At 69.1% G+C, this 19,076-nt stretch carries 19 protein-coding genes and 1 pseudogene; 12 read left to right on the top strand and 8 right to left on the bottom strand.

Features of this window, described 5'->3' with window-relative positions:
- Positions 1-195: 195 nt before the first annotated feature.
- The 3 genes from ligA to NO930_RS00780 all read left to right on the top strand — a co-directional run bounded on the left by ligA (position 196) and on the right by NO930_RS00780 (position 4,382).
- Positions 196-2,430, top strand: coding sequence for an NAD-dependent DNA ligase LigA (ligA, locus tag NO930_RS00770; protein WP_256402172.1), 2,235 nt, complete (start codon positions 196-198; stop codon positions 2,428-2,430).
- Between the two features lie 63 nt (positions 2,431-2,493).
- A complete protein-coding gene (locus NO930_RS00775) occupies positions 2,494-3,555 on the top strand; it encodes an ABC transporter ATP-binding protein (RefSeq protein WP_256402173.1) in 1,062 nt (353 codons plus the stop codon).
- Positions 3,552-4,382 carry an ABC transporter permease subunit gene (locus NO930_RS00780; RefSeq protein WP_137782869.1) on the top strand — a complete coding sequence of 277 codons (831 nt, stop codon included), beginning with the start codon at positions 3,552-3,554 and terminating at the stop codon, positions 4,380-4,382. Before NO930_RS00775 ends, NO930_RS00780 begins: the two co-directional genes overlap by 4 nt.
- A 22-nt stretch (positions 4,383-4,404) precedes the next feature.
- On the opposite strand, the gene NO930_RS00785 is transcribed toward NO930_RS00780, so the two are convergent.
- From NO930_RS00785 to NO930_RS00795, 3 genes are all read right to left on the bottom strand, one after another.
- A complete protein-coding gene (locus NO930_RS00785) occupies positions 4,405-6,348 on the bottom strand; it encodes an ATP-binding protein (RefSeq protein ID WP_256402174.1) in 1,944 nt (647 codons plus the stop codon).
- Positions 6,349-6,563: 215 nt separating this feature from the next.
- Positions 6,564-6,893 carry a DUF8022 family protein gene (locus NO930_RS00790; protein ID WP_256402175.1) on the bottom strand — a complete coding sequence of 110 codons (330 nt, stop codon included), beginning with the start codon at positions 6,891-6,893 and terminating at the stop codon, positions 6,564-6,566.
- Positions 6,893-8,437, bottom strand: coding sequence for an acyl-CoA carboxylase subunit beta (locus NO930_RS00795; protein ID WP_137783655.1), 1,545 nt, complete (start codon positions 8,435-8,437; stop codon positions 6,893-6,895). Before NO930_RS00795 ends, NO930_RS00790 begins: the two co-directional genes overlap by 1 nt.
- Before the next feature lie 294 nt (positions 8,438-8,731).
- Between NO930_RS00795 and NO930_RS00800 the strand changes: the two genes are divergently transcribed.
- Genes NO930_RS00800 through rpl12p form a run of 3 tightly spaced genes read left to right on the top strand, consistent with a single transcriptional unit; the run spans position 8,732 to position 10,764 of the window.
- Complete coding sequence (locus tag NO930_RS00800; RefSeq protein WP_137783654.1) at positions 8,732-9,370, top strand: 50S ribosomal protein L1; 639 nt, start codon at positions 8,732-8,734, stop codon at positions 9,368-9,370.
- Positions 9,367-10,407: a 50S ribosomal protein L10 gene (locus NO930_RS00805; RefSeq protein ID WP_256402176.1), complete on the top strand. Its 1,041-nt coding sequence runs from the start codon at positions 9,367-9,369 to the stop codon at positions 10,405-10,407. Before NO930_RS00800 ends, NO930_RS00805 begins: the two co-directional genes overlap by 4 nt.
- Positions 10,408-10,425: 18 nt before the next feature.
- The gene (rpl12p, locus tag NO930_RS00810; RefSeq protein ID WP_256402177.1) at positions 10,426-10,764 is read left to right on the top strand and encodes a 50S ribosomal protein P1; all 339 of its coding nucleotides are present in this window, start codon (positions 10,426-10,428) and stop codon (positions 10,762-10,764) included.
- A gap of 126 nt (positions 10,765-10,890) precedes the next feature.
- Here rpl12p and NO930_RS00815 read toward each other — a convergent pair whose 3' ends face one another.
- The gene (locus NO930_RS00815; RefSeq protein ID WP_137783980.1) at positions 10,891-11,151 is read right to left on the bottom strand and encodes a hypothetical protein; all 261 of its coding nucleotides are present in this window, start codon (positions 11,149-11,151) and stop codon (positions 10,891-10,893) included.
- An 88-nt stretch (positions 11,152-11,239) separates the two neighbouring features.
- Complete coding sequence (locus NO930_RS00820) at positions 11,240-11,710, bottom strand: hypothetical protein (RefSeq protein ID WP_256402178.1); 471 nt, start codon at positions 11,708-11,710, stop codon at positions 11,240-11,242.
- Positions 11,711-11,876: 166 nt separating this feature from the next.
- On the opposite strand from NO930_RS00820, the gene NO930_RS00825 reads away from it, so the two are divergent.
- Both NO930_RS00825 and NO930_RS00830 read left to right on the top strand, forming a co-directional pair.
- On the top strand, positions 11,877-12,068 hold the full coding sequence (locus tag NO930_RS00825; RefSeq protein WP_137783982.1) for a hypothetical protein: 192 nt from the start codon (positions 11,877-11,879) through the stop codon (positions 12,066-12,068).
- Positions 12,069-12,154: 86 nt separating this feature from the next.
- Positions 12,155-12,370 (top strand): DUF7472 family protein, encoded by a 216-nt coding sequence (locus NO930_RS00830; RefSeq protein ID WP_137783983.1) that lies wholly within the window; start codon positions 12,155-12,157, stop codon positions 12,368-12,370.
- A gap of 3 nt (positions 12,371-12,373) precedes the next feature.
- Here NO930_RS00830 and NO930_RS00835 read toward each other — a convergent pair whose 3' ends face one another.
- On the bottom strand, positions 12,374-13,594 hold the full coding sequence (locus NO930_RS00835; protein ID WP_256402179.1) for a DNA primase: 1,221 nt from the start codon (positions 13,592-13,594) through the stop codon (positions 12,374-12,376).
- 63 nt (positions 13,595-13,657) lie between these two features.
- Entirely contained in the window at positions 13,658-14,329 is a 672-nt protein-coding gene (locus NO930_RS00840; RefSeq protein ID WP_256402180.1) for an HVO_2922 family protein, read from the bottom strand.
- A 214-nt stretch (positions 14,330-14,543) separates the two neighbouring features.
- Here NO930_RS00840 and NO930_RS00845 point away from each other — a divergent pair.
- From NO930_RS00845 to thrC, 4 genes and pseudogenes are all read left to right on the top strand, one after another.
- A pseudogene (locus NO930_RS00845) lies at positions 14,544-14,747 on the top strand (DUF8107 family protein); the annotation flags it as partial.
- 108 nt (positions 14,748-14,855) lie between these two features.
- On the top strand, positions 14,856-15,533 hold the full coding sequence (gene upp, locus NO930_RS00850) for a uracil phosphoribosyltransferase (RefSeq protein WP_256402181.1): 678 nt from the start codon (positions 14,856-14,858) through the stop codon (positions 15,531-15,533).
- Positions 15,534-15,612: 79 nt separating this feature from the next.
- Positions 15,613-15,825, top strand: a complete 213-nt coding sequence (locus NO930_RS00855; RefSeq protein ID WP_256402182.1) for a DUF7569 family protein — start codon at positions 15,613-15,615, stop codon at positions 15,823-15,825.
- A gap of 93 nt (positions 15,826-15,918) precedes the next feature.
- A complete protein-coding gene (gene thrC / locus NO930_RS00860) occupies positions 15,919-17,202 on the top strand; it encodes a threonine synthase (RefSeq protein ID WP_256402183.1) in 1,284 nt (427 codons plus the stop codon).
- Between the two features lie 162 nt (positions 17,203-17,364).
- Here the strand turns inward: thrC and serA are convergent, their stop codons facing one another.
- Complete coding sequence (gene serA, locus NO930_RS00865; RefSeq protein ID WP_256402184.1) at positions 17,365-18,969, bottom strand: phosphoglycerate dehydrogenase; 1,605 nt, start codon at positions 18,967-18,969, stop codon at positions 17,365-17,367.
- Positions 18,970-19,076 lie beyond the last annotated feature (107 nt).

Genomic DNA, 19,076 nt, shown 5'->3' on the forward strand with positions numbered 1-19,076 from the left:
ACCGATGATACGCCCGATTATCGATAAAAAGACCCGAATTGAGATGTATACGCTATCCGAAAACAACGGGTCAAAGTGGCAGACTCTGACCTTGTGGGATGAAGTCAAGTCACACGCCGTGCTCCGCTGGGCGGCCGTCGTCCAGACGCTGACGCGAACGGGCGTTTTTAATCCGAGCCGCCCAAGGGTAGTCCGATGACGAACGCGCAGTCCGGGTCGACGGCCCGGTACGCGGACCCGGACGAGAACCCGTACGTCGAAGCGCCGCCGACCGACTTCGAGCCGGCCGAGTCGCTCTCGGCTGACGCGGCAAAAGCGCAGGCGGCACTGCTTCGGGACGCGATCCGGGAACACGATCACCGGTACTACGTCCGGGCCGATCCGCTGATCGCAGACGAGACGTACGACCGGCTGTTCACGCGGCTCCGGACGCTCGAAGAGGCGTTCGACCTCTCGACGGAACACTCCCCGACGCGACGCGTCGGCGGCGAGCCCCTCGACGAATTGGACACCGTCGAGCACCTCGCGCCGATGCGGTCCATCGACAACGCGACCGATGCCGACGCGGTCCGCGAGTTCGACGACCGCGTCCGCCGCGGCGTCGCGGACGCAGGGCCCGACCCGGACGCGATCGAGTACGTCTGTGAACCGAAGTTCGACGGGCTCTCGGTCGAAGTCGTCTACGAGGACGGCGCGTACGTTCGCGCCGCGACCCGCGGGGACGGGACCGAGGGGGACGACGTGACGGAACAGGTGCGAACGATCCGGTCGGTCCCGGAACGGCTCCGGGGCGACGCGCCCGCGCGGCTCGCGGTCCGCGGCGAGGTGTACATGCCGCGGGACGCCTTCGCCGCGTACAACGAGGAGCTGATGGAGCGCGGCGACGAGCCGTTCGCGAACCCCCGCAACGCCGCCGCCGGCACGCTCAGACAGCTCGATCCCGCGGTGGTCGCCGAGCGCCCCCTCGACGTCTTCTTCTTCGACGTGCTGGCGTGGGAAACGCTCGAGACTGAGGGGGCGGACGGTTCGAACGGTTCGAACGGCACAGACGTCACCGACGACGCGGACGGCGACGAGCACGGCGGAGGCCGCTCGCGCCGGCCCGACACCCACTGGGCGGAGTTCGACGCGTTCGACGCGTTCGGGCTCCGGCGGACCGACCGGACCGAGCGGGTCGACGACATCGACGCGGCGCTCGACTACCGAGACCGCCTCATGGCGGACCGCGACGACCTGAACTACGAGATCGACGGCGTCGTGATCTCGGTGAACGACCGCGAGGCGCGCGACGCACTCGGGTCGACGGCTCGGGCTCCCCGATGGGCGTTCGCGTACAAGTTCCCGCCGCGAACCGCGACGACGACCGTGGAGGGGGTCACCGTACAGGTCGGGCGTACCGGTCGTCTCACACCCGTCGCCGAGCTGGCTTCCGTCGACGTCGGCGGGGTCACCGTCTCGCGGGCGACGCTGCACAACCCGGCCGAGATCGAGGCGCTCGGGGTGAACGTCGGTGACCGCGTCCGGATCTACCGCGCCGGAGACGTGATCCCCTACGTCCCCGACGTGGTCGAGAAGCGCTCTGCGGGGACGTACGCGTTCCCCGAGACGTGCCCGGTCTGTGACGCCCCGGTCGAGCGCGACGGGCCGCTCGCCTTCTGTACCGGTGGGCTCGGCTGTCCCGCGCAGTTGGAGCGGGCGATCGAGCACTGGGCCCGGCGCGACGCCCTCGACATCGAAGGGCTGGGTCCCGAACGCGTCGAACAGCTCCGCGAGGCCGGGCTCGTGGAGTCCCTTCCGGACCTGTACGACCTGACCGTCGAGGACCTCGCCGACCTAGAGGGATGGGGCGAGACGAGCGCAGAGAACCTGGTAGCCGAACTCGACGAGACTCGATCCCCCCCGCTCGACGACTTCCTCGCCGGGCTCGGGATCCCCGACGTGGGTGCGACGACCGCCCGCGCGCTCGCGACGCACTTCGGCGACCTCGACGCGCTCCTCGACGCCGACGAGGACGCCCTCAGCGAGGTCGACGACGTCGGTCCCGAGGTCGCCGACTCGATCCGGACGTTCCTCGACCGCGAGGAGAACCGAACTGCGATCGCGGAACTCCGCGACCGAGGGGTCGACCCCGAACCGGTCGAGACGGACGCAGAGGCCGAGACGGCGGACGCGCTCTCCGGTCTCACCTTCGTTTTCACCGGCTCGCTGTCGGTGACTCGCGGCGAGGCGCAGGCGCACGTCGAGGCGCGCGGCGCGTCGGCGACCTCCTCCGTCTCGGGAAACACCGACTACCTCGTCGCCGGCGACGATCCCGGTCGCTCGAAGCGGGACGACGCCGACGACGAGGACGTTCCCGTGCTCGACGAGGACGCGTTCGCCGACCTCCTGACCGAACGCGGCGTGGAGTGGCCGCCAGCGGGAGACGAGTAGGGAGTCCAGCACGGCGTCTCGACCCACAACTCTTTATCGGGAGACGCGGGAACGAGAGTGTATATGACCGCCATCGAACTGCGGGGCGTGACGAAGGAGTTCGCCGACGTCACGGCCGTTCGGGACCTCGACTTGACCGTCGAGGAAGGGGAGGTGTACGGCTTCCTCGGTCCGAACGGGGCCGGCAAGTCGACGACCATCGACATGGTGCTCGACCTCGTCCGGCCGACGGAGGGGACGGTGGCCGTGCTCGGCCGCGACGCCACCGACGACGGCGTCGACATCCGTCGCCGGACCGGCGTCCTCCCCGACGGCTTCTCCGTGTACGACCGGCTCACGGGCCGAAAACACGTCGAGTTCGCGATCCGGTCGAAGGAGGCAGGCGACGACCCGGACGCGCTCTTGGAGCGGGTCGGGCTCCTCGGCGACGCGGACCGCAAGGCCGGCGGCTACTCCAAGGGGATGCGCCAGCGGCTCGCCCTGGCGATGGCGCTCGTCGGCGACCCCGACCTGCTCATCCTCGACGAGCCCTCCTCGGGGCTGGATCCGGCCGGAGCGAAGGAGATGCGCGAGATCGTTCGCACGGAGTCGGACCGCGGCGCGACGGTGTTCTTCTCGTCGCACGTGCTCGAACAGGTCGACGCCGTCTGTGACCGCGTCGGCATCCTCCGCGACGGCGAGCTCGTCGCCGAAGACTCCGTCGAAGGCCTCCGCGAGGCAGTCGGAAGCGAGGAGACGCTGGAGATCGCCGTCGACGCGGGCGGTGCACCCGGGGCGCTCGACGCCGCCGTCGAGGCGGTGCTGGCTCTCGACGGCGTCAGCCGCGTCGACCGCGCCGGCGACACCCTCGTGGTAGACTGCGCCGACGGCGCGAAGACGCAGGTGATCGCGGCGGTCGAAGACGCCGGCGTCACGGTCGACGACTTCCACACCCGAGAGGCGTCGCTCGAAGACCTCTTTCTGGCGTACACCGAGGGGAACGCCCCGGCGACTCGCGGCGACGCCGAGGCGGGCACTGCGGCGGGCACCGAGAGACACGACACGCCTCCCGATGCGACCGCCGACGCAGCCACCAGCGACGGCGGCGATGGAGCGACCGCCGCCGGCGAGGAGGTGGACGAATGAGTCTCGTCGCCGTCGCGGAGAAGGACTTCCACGACGCGGTCCGTTCCCGAGGGATGGCGATCCTCGTGGCGCTGTTCTCGGTGCTCGTCTCGGTGTTCGCGTTCGTGATCCGCCCGACCGGACAGAGCGAGCAGTTCGCGACCGAACTGCTCTTACGGTTCTTCGTCGGTCCCTTCCTGGTGACGACGCTCGTCCCGCTCGTCGGCGTCGTGATCGGCTACAACGCGGTCAGCGGCGAGCGCGAGTCCGGTTCGCTGAAGCTGCTCCTGTCGCTGCCGCACTCGCGGGCCGACGTGGTCTTCGGCAAGGTGGTCGGCCGCGGAGCGGCGCTGTCGCTCGCGGTGGGTGCCGGATTCTTACTGCCCGCCGTCGTCTTGGCCGGCCTCTCGTGGACCGGCCAGATCGCGGCGTTCAACGCCGGCTCGTACCTCGGATACACCGTCTTCGCCGCCGTCCTCGGCGTCGTCTTCGTCGCCATCGCGGTCGGGTGTTCGGCCGCCGCCTCGACGCAGCGACGGGCGCTGATAGGCGGCGTGGCGATCTACGTCCTCTTCGTGCTGCTTTGGGGCGCGATCACCGGACAAGTGCTCGGGGCCGCGAGTCCGCTTATCGACCCGCTCCCGGTGTCGACGACGCAGATCCGGACGTTCCTTCAGGTCGCGAACCCCACCGCAGGGGTCGAAGCGCTGACGAACGCGTTCCTCGGCGGGCAGCTGTTCACCGGCGAGTCGGTCAACCGACAGATCTCCGCGGCGTCGATGCTCGTGTTCTGGACGCTCGCGCCGCCGCTCGTCGGGCTCTGGAAGTTCGACGCAGACGACCTCTAGGCCGCGCCGCCGACGCGATCGGCTACTCTAACACGACCAACACGTCGCCCATGTCGACGCTGTCGCCGTCGGCGACGTGCACGCTCGCGACGGTGCCGCCGCGCTCGGCGACCACGTCGTTCTCCATCTTCATCGCCTCCAGCACGCAGACCACGTCGCCTGCAGCGACCTCCTCGCCCTCGCTCACGTCGACGGAGAGGATCGTTCCCTGCATCTCGGCCTCGATCGCCTCGCCGCCCTCGGCGACGTCGACCCCGCCGTCGCCGCCGTCGTCGGACGTGGCCTGCGGGGGGCGCTGCTGGCCGCCACCGCCTCCGCCGGTACCGCTCTCCGGCACCGGAATCGCGGGCGCACCGCGCTCTTCCAGTTCCACCTCGAAGCGCTTCCCGTTCACCTCGACGGTGAACTCGCGTTCGGTCACCTCCTCGTCCTCGCCCTCGTCTCCGTCCGCCGAACCGATGGTCTCGGACCCCCACCGCTCCTGTGCGTCTTCGACCAGCTTCCGGTCGAGTTCCTCGTCGAGGTACTTCGTCGTGTGCGTGCCGTCGACGAACCGCTCGTCGCCGAGCATGAGCCGGTGGAACGGAACGATCGTGACCACGCCGTCGATGTCGTACTCCGCGAGCGCTCGTTTCGATCGCGCGAGACACTCCCCGCGGTCTTCTCCCCACACGATCAGCTTCGCGATCATCGAGTCGTAGTCGGTGACTAACTCGTCGCCCTGCCGGAGCGCGTCGTCGACGCGGACCCCGATCCCGCCGGGCGGGTCGTACGTCTCTAACGAGCCCTCGTTGGCGGGCTGGAACTCTTCTGCGGCGTTCTCGGCGTTGATCCGGAACTCGATAGCGTGGCCCGAAAGCCCGACGTCGTCTTGGGAGACGGAGAGCCCCTCGCCGCTCGCGACCCGGAGCTGTTCTTTGACGATGTCGATCCCCGTCAGCTCTTCCGTGACGGTGTGTTCGACCTGGATCCGGGTGTTGACTTCGAGGAAGTAGAAGGGCGTGTCCGGTCCGAGCGGCTCGTCGGGGTCGCGGTCGGGGTCCTCCTCGACGAGGAACTCGACCGTCCCGGCGTTGGTGTAGTCGGCGGCGGCGACGCCGCGGCGGGCCGCCTCGCCGATCTTCTCTCGCAGCTCCTCGGAGAGCGCCGGAGAGGGGCCCTCCTCTATCACCTTCTGGTGGCGGCGCTGAAGCGAGCAGTCGCGCTCGCCGAGGTGGACCACGTCGCTCTCGTCGAGCGACCCGCCTCCGTCACCGGATGCGTCGCGGGCGCTCTGGGCGCCGTTTTCATCGCCGGACTCTCCGCCGGTCGGATCGTCCGCGACGATCTGCACTTCGACGTGTCGCGGCGTCTGCAGGTAGCGTTCGAGGTAGACGGAGTCGTTCGAGAAGTACGCCTCCCCCTCGCGTTTGGCCGATTCGAGCGCCTCTTCGGCCTCCTCGGCGCTCTCGACGACCTTCATGCCGCGGCCGCCGCCGCCACCCTCGGCTTTGATCGCGACCGGGTAGCCGTGCTCGTCGCCGAACTCGCGGACCGCCTCGGGCTCCGTGACCGGCTCCGTCGTCCCGGGGACGATCGGCACGTCGGCGTCGGCCATCACCCGACGGGCGTGGGTCTTCTCGCCGAGCCGCTCCATCGCGTCGCTCGACGGGCCGATCCACGTGATCCCGTCTGCGCCCTCGACCCGCGCCGCGAAGTCGGCGTTCTCGGCGAGGAAGCCGTACCCGGGGTGGATCGCGTCGGCGTCGGCGGCGCGGGCGGCCTCGACGACCGCCTCGCCGTCGAGGTAGGAGTCCGCCGCTCGCGCGGGACCGACGTTGTACGCCTCGTCCGCGTATCGGACGTGGCCGCCGTGTTTGTCGGCGTCGCTGTACACGGCGACGGTGTCGACACCGAGCTCCGCACAGGCGCGCATCACCCGAACCGCGATCTCTCCGCGGTTCGCGACGAGAACCTTATCGAACATTCCTGCGGGAGTCTTCCACCATAACCCACCTCATTCTATCGGTCCGCGCCGAAGTTCGGAGCGATCGGCGGGACGGATCGGTCCCCGACCAGACGCGAACCGCGCGGCCGGCCCGCTCTTTGTCGCGGCCGGTCCGTTCTCATCGCCGCAGTCTGACCGGGGCGACCGTCCGCTCCGGCCGCTCCGGCCGACCGTCTGATCCGGACCCACCCGAGTCAGAACCGGTCGGCGCGCCCCGCGGCGGTCCACGGGTCCGTCGGCGCGCCGTCCGCGACGCGGACTCGCCGGCGCTGTAGCCGGTCGATCCGACCGACGAACGACCACCGGTCCCCCTTCCAATCGTCCGCGCTCTCGCCCGCGGCGGCCGCGGCGGCCGCGGCCGCTTCGCCGTCTCGGAGGTGCGCGGCGACGGCCGCCGCGATCGCGGCGGCCTCCGCGTCGTCGGCGTCGTCGGGGATCGTCAGCCCGGCGAGGAGGTTGGGGGACGTCTGTCCCGTTCGATCTGGCTCCCGGTCGTCCGCGGGCTTGGGTGCGTCAGCCGCCATCAGATCGGGATGTTGCCGTGCTTTTTGTCGGGCTGGTCCTCGCGCTTCCCCTTCAGCATCTGGAGGTCGGATATCAGTCGCGCACGCGTCTCCGTGGGTTCGATCACGTCGTCGATGAACCCCCGATCGGCGGCGGTGTAGGGGTTCGCGAACTCCTCGCGGTACTCGTCGATCAGCTCCTGTCGGCGCGCGTCCGGGTCGTCGGCCTCGGCCAGCTCCTCGCGGTAGAGGACGTTCACCGCGCCCTTCGGGCCCATCACCGCGATCTCCGCGGTCGGCCACGCGTAGTTCACGTCGCCGCCGATGTGCTTCGACGACATCACGCAGTAGGCACCGCCGTACGCCTTCCGAGTGATCACGGTGAGAAGCGGGACCGTCGCCTCCGAGAAGGCGTACAACAGCTTCGCTCCGTGACGGATGATCCCGTTGTGCTCTTGATCGGTGCCGGGCATGAACCCGGGAACGTCCTCGAAGGTGACGATGGGGATGTTAAAGGCGTCACAGAAGCGGACGAACCGCGCGCCCTTCTGGCTCGACTCGATGTCGAGCGTGCCGGCGTTCACCCGGGGGTTGTTGGCGACGACCCCGACCGAGTGGCCGTCGAGCCGGCCGAAGCCGACGACGACGTTCTTCGCGAAGTTCTCTTGAACCTCGAAGAAGGACCCCTCGTCGACGACGCTACCTATCACCTCCTTCATGTCGTACGGCTTTCGGGGGGCGTCGGGGACGATCTCGGTCAACTCGTCGTCCGCGCGTTCGGGGTCGTCCCACGGCTCCACGCGCGGCGGGTCCTCGACGTTGTTCGCGGGCAGGTACGAGAGCAGCCGCGCGATGTCGTCGAGCGCGTCCTCCTCGCTCTCCTCGGCGAAGTGCGCGACGCCGGAGGTCGACGAGTGCGTGACCGCGCCGCCGAGTTCCTCGAAGCTCACCTCCTCGCCGGTCACCGTCTCGATGACGTCCGGCCCGGTGATGAACATGTGCGAGGTGTCCTTGACCATGAACGTGAAGTCCGTGATCGCGGGGGAGTACACCGCGCCGCCCGCACAGGGGCCCATGATCGCCGATATCTGTGGAATCACGCCCGAGGCCTCCGTGTTGCGTCGGAAGATCTCCGCGAACCCGCCGAGCGAGGCGACGCCCTCCTGAATGCGCGCCCCGGCGGAGTCGTTGAGGCCGACGACCGGCGCGCCGACGTCCATCGCCTTGTCCATCACCTTACACACCTTCTCGGCGAACACCTCGCCGAGCGAGCCGCCGAAGACGGTGAAGTCGTGTGCGAACACGAACGTCTTTCGCCCGTTCACCTCCCCGTATCCGGTCACCACGCCGTCGCCCGGAATCTGCTGTTCTTCCATCCCGAACGTGTGGTTTCTGTGGGTGCGGAAGCGGTCGAACTCGTGGAACGTCCCGTCGTCGAGGAAGTAGTCGATGCGCTCGCGCGCGGTCATCTTCCCCTTCTCGTGTTGGGACTCGATCCGGTCTTCGCCGCCGCCCTTCGCCGCCGCCTCCCGCCGCTCGCGGAGGTCGTCGATACGGTCGTCCATCGTCACGCCGGACCACCCTGAATCATTACCTCGACCGTCACGAAGCGGCGTCAAAAGGATTCCCCTATCCGACGTTTTCGGGATCGACGCCCGTCGATCCGCTCCCCCGACGACCGCGCCGCCGACGTGGGGGCGGTCGAACCGCGCAGACCGACGCTCACTGCCCCTGTCTGCGGTTCACACGCGGACGGGCGGTTCGACGCTTTTAAACCTCCGATGGACCACTTTCCGCTGAGACAGGCTTCGCCTGTTTCACTGACCCGTAGGAGCGACCTGCGTACTACGGAGGTGAAAATGGCAGACACAATACAAGAGGCCGTGACACTCGCACTCGACGATGCCCCCGAGCGGAACTTCCGCGAGACGGTGGACATCGCTATCAACCTGCGAGACCTCGACCTCAACGATCCGTCGAACCGCATCGACGAGTCCGTCGTGCTGCCGGCTGGAACGGGGCAGGAAACACAGATCGTCGTCTTCGCGGAGGGCGAAACCGCCGTCCGCGCAGAGGAGGTCGCTGACGAAGTGCTCGACAGCGACGACCTCGAAGACTTAGGAGACGACGACGACCGCGCTAAGGATCTGGCCGACGAGACCGACTTCTTCGTCGCCGAAGCCAACCTGATGCAGGACATCGGTCGGTACCTCGGTACCGTCCTCGGTCCGCGCGGGAAGATGCCTACCCCACTGCAGCCGGACGACGACGTCGTCGACACCGTCAATCGGATGAAAAACACCGTGCAGCTCCGGTCGCGCGACCGGCGCACGTTCCACACTCGCGTCGGTGCAGAAGACATGGGTGCCGAAGCGATTTCGGACAACATCGACGTCATCATCCGCCGACTCGAAGCGAACCTCGAGAAGGGGCCGCTCAACATCGACGGGATCTTCGTGAAGACCACGATGGGTCCCGCGAAGGAGGTGCCCGTATGAGCTCGGTCCGCAAGACCGAGACGATCCCGCAGTGGAAACAGGACGAGGTCGACGAACTCGTCGAGTTCATCGACTCGTTCAACTCCGTCGGGATCGTCGGCGTCGCCGGCATCCCGAGCCGCCAGCTTCAGGCCATGCGCCGCGAGCTTCACGGCTCCGCGGACGTCCGGATGAGCCGCAACACGCTCACCGTCCGCGCGCTCGAAGAGGTGAACGATGGCGTCGAGGACCTGACCCAGTACGTCTCGGGTCAGGTCGCGCTCATCGGCACGAACGACAACCCGTTCGGCCTCTTCAAGCAGCTCGAAGCCTCGAAGACGCCCGCCCCGATCAACGCGGGCGAGGTCGCCCCCAACGACGTCGTCATCCCCGAGGGTGACACCGGCGTCGACCCGGGACCGTTCGTCGGCGAACTCCAGACGATCGGCGCGGCCGCGCGCATCCAGGACGGCTCGATCATGGTCACCGAGGACTCGAAGGTCCTCGAAGAGGGCGAGGTCGTCGACGACGACCTCGCGAACGTCCTGACCGAACTCGGCATCGAGCCGAAGGAGGTCGGACTCGACCTGAAGGGCGTCTACTCCGAGGGCGTCCTCTTCGAACCGGACGAACTGGAGATCGACGTCGACGAGTACGAGGCGGACATCCAGGCCGCCGCGGCCGCCGCACGCAACCTCTCCGTCAACGCCGCTTACCCGACGGCCGCCACCGCCGGCACCCTTCTCGCGAAGGCGTCCGGCGAGGCGAAGTCCGTCGGGCTGTTCGCGGAGATCGAGAGCCCGGACGTCGTGCCCGACCTCATCGGGAAGGCCGACGCCCAGCTCCGCGCGCTCGCCGCACAGATCGACGACGACGAGGCGCTCCCCGCGGAGCTACAGGGGGTCGAGGCGGCCCCGGCTCCGGCGACGGACGACGCCGACGACGAACAGGCGGAGGAAGACACAGAGGAGACGAACGACGCCGAGGACACCGACGACGACGCCGACGAGGACGACGGCGACGACGGCGGCGAAGGCCTCGGCGCGATGTTCGGCTAACACTACGAGGACACACCAATGGAATACGTTTACGCTGCGCTCATCCTGAACGAGACTGGCGAAGAGATCAACGAAGACAACATCACCGGCGTGCTGGAAGCCGCCGGCGTCGACGTCGAGGAGTCCCGCGTCAAGGCGCTCGTCGCCGCGCTGGAAGACGTCGACATCGAGGACGCCATCGAGACGGCCGCCGCGGCCCCCGCCGCCGGCGCGGCCGCCGGCGGCTCCGCGGACGACGGCGCGTCTGACGACGATGACGACGAGGCCGACGCCGCCGACGAGGAGGACGAGGAGGACGAGGAAGACGACGAGGAAGAAGGCGACGGCGGCGAAGGCCTCGGCGAGCTGTTCGGCTGAGACCCGCCCGACCGCACTCACGCCGTCTCGACAGACGTCGAGACGCGTTCCGAATTCTCACATTTTCGCGCCCGCGAGCGGCGCCGCTGGCTGGACGCCGGCACGTCACGGCCTCCGGTCGATCGATCAGTCGTCGACCGACTCGTAGTGCTCCTCTGCGGTGCGGTGGTACTGCTCGGCCGGCGACCGGGCCCCGACGTAGAGTCGCACGTCGGGGAACGACAGCAGCGCCCCGAGCACCGTCAGCGCGCTGCCGACGAGGAGCGCCCACCCCCAGCCGGTGAAGATGCCGACGGTGAACTGGAGCGTCCAGACGGCGGCGGCGACCGCGAGAACGCTCACGGCGAACCCGGCGCTGACCTCCGCTCCCCCAGAGTCGGTCGTCATGGCCGACCGTTCTCGTCGTCGGCAATAAGCTGTCGCCGCCGATTCTCGTCCGTGAAAACACGCGGTTTCCCGCGCCGCCGCGGTCCGGTCAGCTATCCGTTTCGAGTCGGTCCGAGGGACTGACCGCCGTCGCGACGGCGGTGCTGTGGTTCACGACGAGTCCGACTCCCACGAGAGCGCCGTACGCGGCGATCGCGAGCCAGCCGTAGCCGACGACCGCGAGCCCGTCCGCGCTCATTCCGCCGAGCACCCAGCCGAACGACACCGCGGCCCACGCGGCGAGCGCGCCCGCGTAGAGGGTGAGCGGCGTCCCCGTGAGCGAGGACCGTTCGAAGCGGTCGAGGCGGTCGTCGGTCGCGTCCGCCTCGACGGCCTCCTCTCGGCGGGTGAACAGTCCCGCGGCGACGACCGTCCCGGCGGCGGCGACGGCGAACCACGCGTATCCGACGACCGGGATCGCCACCGAGATCACGCCGAGCGCCCACAACGCCGTGAATCCGCTGACGATCACCGCGAGCGCACAGTACCCGCGGAAGCACTGCGTTATCACGTGTCTCATATAAGATGAGATATCATACTGAAGTGTTATAAAATCCCCGCCGAAACGGTCACCGGCCGACACCACGGTCCGGCGACCGTGACGCGTCTCCAGCGGTCGCCCCGACAGTATCCGACGTGATAACGTCGTCCGCGAGTTTTTAACCCACTCGGAAGAATCGGGGACAATGAAAATCGTCGACGGCGACAAGGTCGAGTGCGATCGGTGCGAATCGGTGTTCCCGATAGAGGACGTCTCGCTCCTCGAAAAAGAGACGAACCGCGACTACGAGCGCGTGCTCTGTGCCGACTGTCTCGGGGTCGTCGGCGTTCCCAAGGGGTACACGCTCCGTCGGGACATCAGTCACCTCGCGGGGTGAGCCGCCGCGTTCTCGGAGCGGACCGCCTCGCAGTTCGCTGCCCGTCCATCGAAGTGCTTTTTTAGCGGCGAGGGGAACTCGCGGACATGGAAATCGACGCGGAACTCCGTCGGCAGATCACGGTTTCGCTGCTGGCGGCCGCGGCATTCATTCTCGGCCTGATCGGCATCGGTCTCACCTTCGGCGGGTCGGCCGCGCTGCCGGAGGCCGGCGCTATCGCTCTCGTCGCACTGCTGGCCGGATTCGTCCTGTTGATGGCGCTCGTCGGCGCGTACCTCATCCGCGCGAACGGCGGAGACTGAGCCTCAGCCGGCCGCGTCCGCGTCCGCGTCCGCGTCCTCTCCGTTCTCGATCGCCCCGTCTGCGCGCCGTTCCCGCCAGTCCGTGACCTCGTCGGCCGCGGCCACCTGCTTCTCGTAGTACGCGAGGGGATCGACGGCGACCTGCATGTGATCGTCCTCGTTGTGACAGATCCCGTAGTTGGCGAGCGTCTCGCAGGTCGGGGGCGGGTACTGCGTTCCCCGGTCGTCCCGCAGGTACTCGGTCTGATACCGGATCCCCTCCGCGTCGAGGCTCGTGTCGGCACAGAAGGCGACGACCTCGTCCGGCGTCATCCCGATGCCGACGAGAAACGCCATCAGCGCGAACGACTCGGGTGGGGACAGCTCCGCGCCACGCTCCGCCTTCTCGATCAGGTTCGTCATACACGGGGGGAACAGGTCGGGGGCGACGACGTCGACCGGTCCGGCGTACGTCCGCTCGGAGAGCAGCCGCTTGAGGTCTGCGACCCCCGACTCCAACTCCGCTGCGATGCCCCCGTCGTCGGCCAGTTCGAAGGGCAGTCCCTCGCGGACGCGTTCGGTGACCGCGGATTCGAGCGCGCGCAGGAGTTCGTCGCGAGAGAGGCGGACCGCGCCGTCGGCGAGCGCCCGGTTGACGAGCCGCCACGACTCTCCCCACGACGGCGACGTGAGGCCGAGGTACGACCCCACCGCGACGCGGTAGTGTCCGGCTCCGGACCCCGTGCTTCCGCCTTCGCTTCCGATCGGGGCTCCACCGGCCCCGCTTCCGCCGGCCGCGCCCCCGCCGAGCGGGGCGCTCCCCTCCGCCCGAACCGCGTCGTCGAGGTCGAACTCGGCGAGCACGCCGTCGAGCGTGACGGTCGGCGTCGATACCGATCGGAGCCCGTCGTCAGTCGCGAGGTCCTCGCGGACCCGGTCCATCGCGGTCGCCGCCTCCGCGGCGGCGTACTTCTCGATGGCGGGCTCGGAGTCGAGGAGCGAGACGAGGATCCGCGCTATCGGGTACGAGAGCAGTTCGGCCTGCGTGTCGTAGTCCGACTCGTCCGGGAACCGTCCGCTCTCCGATTCGACCGTCCCGTCGAGTAAGGCGCGCTCGACGCGCTCGCGGCCGCGCTCGACCGCCGGCGCGTCCGCCGCGACGAGCTCCGGCAACGACACCGCCGCGTCGGCGACGGCCTCGCGGGCGCCCGCGAAGAACGGGTACTTGGCGTCGAGCACGTCCATGTCCGCTCCGAGGTAGCGACGGCCGGCGAATAAGCGGTGCGGTCCGCGGCGGGCCGGGCGCGGCTACTCGCTCCCGGTGTCCGGTTCGTCGCCCAGCTCCTCGACCGGCGCGCCCGGCGCGTTCGATTTCACGCTCCGGAGCCCCTGTTTCGCCTTCTGTTTCGAAGCGTACCCCTGGCCGCCGTCGGCGATGATGTTGCCGTTGTCGTGGCGGAGTCGCCAGCGCCACTCGTCCGCGTTGTCCGTGAACAGCTCGAACGCCGCGCTGCTGCCGCCGTCTTCGGGCGGCTCCTCGCCGCGATCGACGTCGATCACGTGGCCTCCCGGTGCGTTCCGCTGGACGCTCTCGATGCCCGACCGCGCGTCGCGCTTGTCGGTGTACCCCTCACCGCCGTCTGCGATGATGTTGCCGTTGTCGTGACGGAGCCGCCAGCGCCACTTGTCGGCCCTGTCGACGTACAGCTCGAACGCCGCCTTGCTCGCGACGGCGTCGTCGTCGATCTCGCCGTCGGCCTCGGGCCACTCCATCTCGACTTCGAGGTGGACCGTCTCGCCCTGTCGCTCGAGCTCCACCTCGACGTCCGGTTCTGCCGCCGGGTCGGCCGTCACGGTTCCCGCCTCGTCGACGGGCACGGGCTCGCCCCGACGGAGCGCCCGAGCGATGCGTCGGAAGTACGTCGCCATCGCCTGTCTGCTCCGCGGCCGTCGCGACTCGTGGACCGTTTCGTCTGTCATACGGGTACACGTCACACCCGGCGCACAAAACGCTATGCCCCGCGTTCCCGACCGGTCGGACGCACGGACAAGAGCTAAGTGCCGTTCTCTCGGGTGTCGACGTATGAGCGAGGAGTCGGAGCGCGTCGAGAGCCCCGAGGGAAGCGGCCGCGCTGGCGACGAGTCGACGGAGACCCCTGAGGGCGGCGCGGACGCGGAGGCGACCAGCGAGGAGACGAAGGGGATCCGCGAGGGCGTCGAGGAGTCGACGGGCGACCCGCGGCTCGTTCTGCTCTTGAACGCCGTGCTGTCCGGGTGGCTGGCGTGGACGGCCGTGTGGGGGCTCGACCTGCTGGGCGTCGTCGACTACGGTCTCGGCACCGTCGCCGGCCTCGCGGTCGCGATCTTCGCGCTGACGTACGTCGTCGTGTTGCGGTGAGCGTCGCGCGGTCGTGTTGCGGTGGGTGTCGCGCGGTCCGGTCACGCCTGCGGACGGGTCGGACGCGGTTCGCCATCTTTTAACCCGAACGCGACCGGACATCCGCCGATGACCATCGAAGACCGCGACAACGCGCACCTCATCACGCACGCGCTGGCGACGGACACCCTCTCGCGGCTCCGCGACGCCGAGACCGAGCAGGTCGCGTTCCGCAAGGGGCTGGTGAAGCTCGGCCGCATCTGCGGGTACGAGATCATCGACGGCGCGATGGAGACCGAGTACGTCCCGGTCGAGACGCCGCTCGAAGAGACGACGGGCGAGCGCGTGAAGGGGCTCGACGACGTCGTCATAATCAACGTCCTCCGCGCGGCGACTCCGTTCGTCGAGGGGCTGCTCAAGGCGTTCCCCCGCGCGAAACAGGGCGTCATCTCCGCCGGCCGAGACGAGGACGCGGGGATGACCGACGACGGCGAGTTCCCGATCACCATCGACTACGTGAAGCTGCCGGAGATCCGGCCCGAGGACACCGTGATCGTCGCCGATCCGATGCTCGCGACCGGCTCCACGATGGCCGCCGTCCTCGATCACGTCCTCGCGAAGGCCGACGACTTCGAGGACCTGTTCGTCCTCTCTGCGGTCTCCGCGCCCGACGGACTCGTCCGCGTGAACGAGGCGGTTCCCGAAGCCGACCTACTGACGGTCGCCATCGACGACCGCCTCGACGACGAGGGGTTCATCGTCCCCGGTCTCGGCGACGCCGGCGACCGCGCGTTCCGGACGGTCTGAGGCCCTCCTGACGCCGGGTGTGCGGACCGCGTCGCACGGGGCGACGTACATTTAAGAACCGTCACCGCGAGCGATCGGTATGAGCGACGCGGCGACGAGCGAGCCCTGTGACGCCTGCGGCGACCCCACGACGGACGCGCTCGCGCGGACCGTCCGTCTGAGCGTCGACCGCGCGAACATCGACACTCAGCGCCTGTGCCCCGACTGCTTCGCCGACTGGATCCGGCGATATCAGGACCGGATGGCCGGTCGCGACGGCGACGGTGGGGACTCGGAGATCATCGTCGACTGACGCGCCCGTCGCGTTCTGACCCCGTGTCCGTGCCCCGGCAACGTCCGACCGGACCGCCCGTCTTAAGCCTCGTCGGCACGGACGCCGAAGCAAATGGATCTCGCCATCGACGCCCCCGCCCCGTCGGCACCCGACTGTGCCGACGACGGGACGTGGCTCGCCTGTATCGAGTGCGACGAGACGTTCGCGCCCTTCGCCGACGTGCGGTACACCTGCGACGAGTGCGGCGGCTTACTGGAGGTTCGCTACGACGACCCGCCGACGTTCGACGAGTTCGGCGCGGGCGCGCCGACCGAGGGCCCCGACCGCGGGGTCTGGCGCTACCGCGAGGCGCTCCCGTTCGATCTGGGCGTGACGCTCCCGGAGGGCGACACTCCGCTGCACCGCGTTCCCCGCATCGAAGACGAGGTCGGCGTCGACGCGCTCCGGATCAAACACGAGGGGATGAACCCCACCGGCTCGTTCAAGGACCGCGGCATGACCGTCGGCGTCCGCGTCGCCAAGGAGCTCGGCGTCGGCGCGCTCGCCTGCGCGTCGACCGGCAACACCTCCGCGGCGCTCGCGGCCTACGGCGGCCGCGGCGACATGGAGACGCTCGTGTTGCTCCCGCAGGGGAAAGTCGCGGCGGGGAAGGTCGCACAGGCCAGCCTCCACGGCGCGCGCATCCTCGAAGTGGACGGCAACTTCGACGCCTGCCTCGACATCGTTCAGGAGCTCGCCGCCCGCGGCGAGGCGTACCTGCTCAACTCGCTCAACCCCTTCCGGCTGGAGGGCCAGAAGACGATCGGCTTCGAGATCTTAGAGGCGTTCCGCGACGACTACGGGACGTTCCCGGACCGGATCGTCCTCCCCGTCGGCAACGCCGGCAACACCTCGGCGCTGTATAAGGGGTTCCGCGAACTCGTCCAGTCGGGCGCACTCGCCGTCGACGAGGTTCCCAAGCTCACCGGCGTGCAGGCGGCGGGCGCGGCCCCGATGGTGGAAGCGATCGAAGAGGGCAACGACGAGATCCGCCGCTGGGAGGAGGTCGAGACCCGTGCGACCGCGATCCGCATCGGCAACCCCGTCAACGCGCCGAAGGCGATCCCCGGAATCAGAAACACCGGCGGCACCGCGGTCGCCGTCGAGGACGACGAGATCACCGAGGCGCAGCGACAGCTCGCCGAGGAGGGCGTCGGCGTCGAGCCCGCCTCCGCCGCGAGCCTCGCCGGGCTGAAGAAGCTCCGCCGCGAGGGCGTCGTGGACGACGGCGAGCGGGTCGTCTGCCTGACGACCGGCCACCTGCTGAAAGACCCCGACGCGGCCTACGAGGCCGGCGGGGACCCCGAACCCGTCCCCAACGACGTCGACGCCGTGGTCGAGCACCTCCACGAGTGACCGGCGGCGTGTCGGCGACAGCGCAGGCCCCACTTGACTGCAACTGACGACTCGGCTGCCGTCACGCTCAATCTAAAAACCGACGCCAGACCGGTCTACCGTCGTATGCCGTGTGAAACTCCTGCGTGGAAACTACGGTCCGGATAGCCGCGGAACCGACGTTTACTCCGCCTGTCGCTCGTCCGCGCCGTCCAGCGTGATCTCGGTGATCTCCACGATCCGGTCGTCGCCGAGCAGCTCCTCGATCGCGGCGTCGGGCACGTCCTGGTCGAGGTTGTAGACGGTGAGCGCCTCGCCGCCCTGCGTCTCGCGGGCGTTGAACATCCCGGCGATGTTGACGCCGTGGTCGCCGAGGACCGTGCCGATGAAGCCGATGACGCCGGGCTCGTCGGTGTTGCGCGCGACGAGCATGTTCCCGTACGGGACCGCGTCGACTCGGAACCCGTCGATACGGACGATCCGAGCGTCCTCGCCGGCGAACAGCGTCCCTTCGACGGAGATCTCGTCGTCGCCGTTGTGGACGGTGACGCGGACCAGGCTCTGGAAGTCCTCCGTCTGGCGGGTCTTCGACTCGGTCACCTCGATGCCGCGTTCCTCCGCGAGCCGCGGGGCGTTGACCGCGTTGACCTGCCACTCCAGCGGCTCGAAGACGCCCTTGAGCGCCGACGCCGTGACGAGGTCGACGTCCTCGGCGGCGATGTCGCCCTCGTAGGTCGCTTCCACCTCGGTGATGCGCCCGTCGAGAAGCTGTGCGGCGACCTTGCCCGCGGTCTCCGCCACGTCGAGATACGGCTCGATCCGCGGGAACGCCGTCTCGTCGACCGAGGGCGCGTTGAGCGCGGTCAATACGGGCTCGTCGGCGAACGCAGAGAGGACGGCCTCGGCGGTGTCGACGGCGACGTTCTCCTGGGCGGCCTCGGTGGAGGCCCCGAGGTGCGGGGTGACGACGACCTCCTCGACGTCGAGAAGCGGAGAGTCGGTCGGGAGCGGCTCCTCGGCGAAGGAGTCGAGCGCGGCGCCCGCGAGCACGCCGTCGTCGACCGCCTCCGCGAGCGCGTCCTCGTCGACGATGCCGCCGCGCGCGCAGTTGATCAGGTAGCCGCCCTCCAGCTGGGCCAGCTCGTCCTCGCCGATCATCCCCTCGGTCTCGGGTAAAAGCGGCGTGTGGATCGTCGCGAAGTCGCCCGCCGCGAGCGCGTCGTGGAGGTCTTCTACCAGCTCCGCCCCGAGGCGGTCCGCGCGCTCCTCGGAGATGTACGGGTCGTAGACGACCAGGTCCATGCCGAGCGAGTCGAGCCGCTTTGCGACCTCCTGCCCGACGCGGCCGAGGCCGACGATGGTGAGCGTCTTGTTGTTCACCTCGGTGCCGAGGAACTCGCCTTTCGCCCACTCGCCGTCGACGAGGCGGCCGTGCGCCTGCGGGATGGAGCGCGCGACGGCGAACGTCATCGCGACGGTGTGCTCGGCGGCGGCCCGGACGTTCCCGTCCGGCGCGTTGGCGACGATGACGCCGTGGTCGGTCGCGGCCTCGATGTCGATGTTGTCGACCCCGATCCCCGCGCGCCCGACGATGACGAGGTCCTCTGCGGCCTCGAAGACGGCCTCGTTCACGTCGGTGCCGGAGCGCACGATGAGCGCGTTGGCGTCGCTGACAGCGGCCAAGAGCGCGTCGCCCTCGGATTCGTAGTCCGTTTCGACTTCGTGGCCGGCGTCTCGGAGTCGGTCCAACCCCGCGTCCGCGATGGGGTCGGTCACGAGTACCTTCATACGCGTGTCCACCGGCGGCGCGAGGTTAACCCTTTCCGAATCGCGCCGTTTTGCCGCCCAGACGATCCGTAATCGTGCACACCAACCCCTGCCGTTTCCCGTGGAAA

The organism is Halorubrum salinum, assembly GCF_024494575.1.
GTDB classification, from domain to species: domain Archaea; phylum Halobacteriota; class Halobacteria; order Halobacteriales; family Haloferacaceae; genus Halorubrum; species Halorubrum salinum.

Bases quoted from the DNA above. Each gene is read 5' to 3' on its own strand.
- NO930_RS00785 (WP_256402174.1), bottom strand. From the start codon at position 6,348: ATGTTCGATAAGGTTCTCGTCGCGAACCGCGGAGAGATCGCGGTTCGG.
- NO930_RS00805 (WP_256402176.1), top strand. From the start codon at position 9,367: ATGAGCTCGGTCCGCAAGACCGAGACGATCCCGCAGTGGAAACAGGAC.
- NO930_RS00780 (WP_137782869.1), top strand. From the start codon at position 3,552: ATGAGTCTCGTCGCCGTCGCGGAGAAGGACTTCCACGACGCGGTCCGT.
- NO930_RS00790 (WP_256402175.1), bottom strand. From the start codon at position 6,893: ATGGCGGCTGACGCACCCAAGCCCGCGGACGACCGGGAGCCAGATCGA.
- NO930_RS00830 (WP_137783983.1), top strand. From the start codon at position 12,155: ATGGAAATCGACGCGGAACTCCGTCGGCAGATCACGGTTTCGCTGCTG.
- NO930_RS00855 (WP_256402182.1), top strand. From the start codon at position 15,613: ATGAGCGACGCGGCGACGAGCGAGCCCTGTGACGCCTGCGGCGACCCC.
- serA (WP_256402184.1), bottom strand. From the start codon at position 18,969: ATGAAGGTACTCGTGACCGACCCCATCGCGGACGCGGGGTTGGACCGA.
- thrC (WP_256402183.1), top strand. From the start codon at position 15,919: ATGGATCTCGCCATCGACGCCCCCGCCCCGTCGGCACCCGACTGTGCC.
- NO930_RS00815 (WP_137783980.1), bottom strand. From the start codon at position 11,151: ATGACGACCGACTCTGGGGGAGCGGAGGTCAGCGCCGGGTTCGCCGTG.
- upp (WP_256402181.1), top strand. From the start codon at position 14,856: ATGACCATCGAAGACCGCGACAACGCGCACCTCATCACGCACGCGCTG.
- NO930_RS00775 (WP_256402173.1), top strand. From the start codon at position 2,494: ATGACCGCCATCGAACTGCGGGGCGTGACGAAGGAGTTCGCCGACGTC.
- NO930_RS00825 (WP_137783982.1), top strand. From the start codon at position 11,877: ATGAAAATCGTCGACGGCGACAAGGTCGAGTGCGATCGGTGCGAATCG.
- NO930_RS00820 (WP_256402178.1), bottom strand. From the start codon at position 11,710: ATGAGACACGTGATAACGCAGTGCTTCCGCGGGTACTGTGCGCTCGCG.
- NO930_RS00800 (WP_137783654.1), top strand. From the start codon at position 8,732: ATGGCAGACACAATACAAGAGGCCGTGACACTCGCACTCGACGATGCC.
- NO930_RS00795 (WP_137783655.1), bottom strand. From the start codon at position 8,437: ATGGACGACCGTATCGACGACCTCCGCGAGCGGCGGGAGGCGGCGGCG.
- NO930_RS00840 (WP_256402180.1), bottom strand. From the start codon at position 14,329: ATGACAGACGAAACGGTCCACGAGTCGCGACGGCCGCGGAGCAGACAG.
- NO930_RS00835 (WP_256402179.1), bottom strand. From the start codon at position 13,594: ATGGACGTGCTCGACGCCAAGTACCCGTTCTTCGCGGGCGCCCGCGAG.
- rpl12p (WP_256402177.1), top strand. From the start codon at position 10,426: ATGGAATACGTTTACGCTGCGCTCATCCTGAACGAGACTGGCGAAGAG.
- ligA (WP_256402172.1), top strand. From the start codon at position 196: ATGACGAACGCGCAGTCCGGGTCGACGGCCCGGTACGCGGACCCGGAC.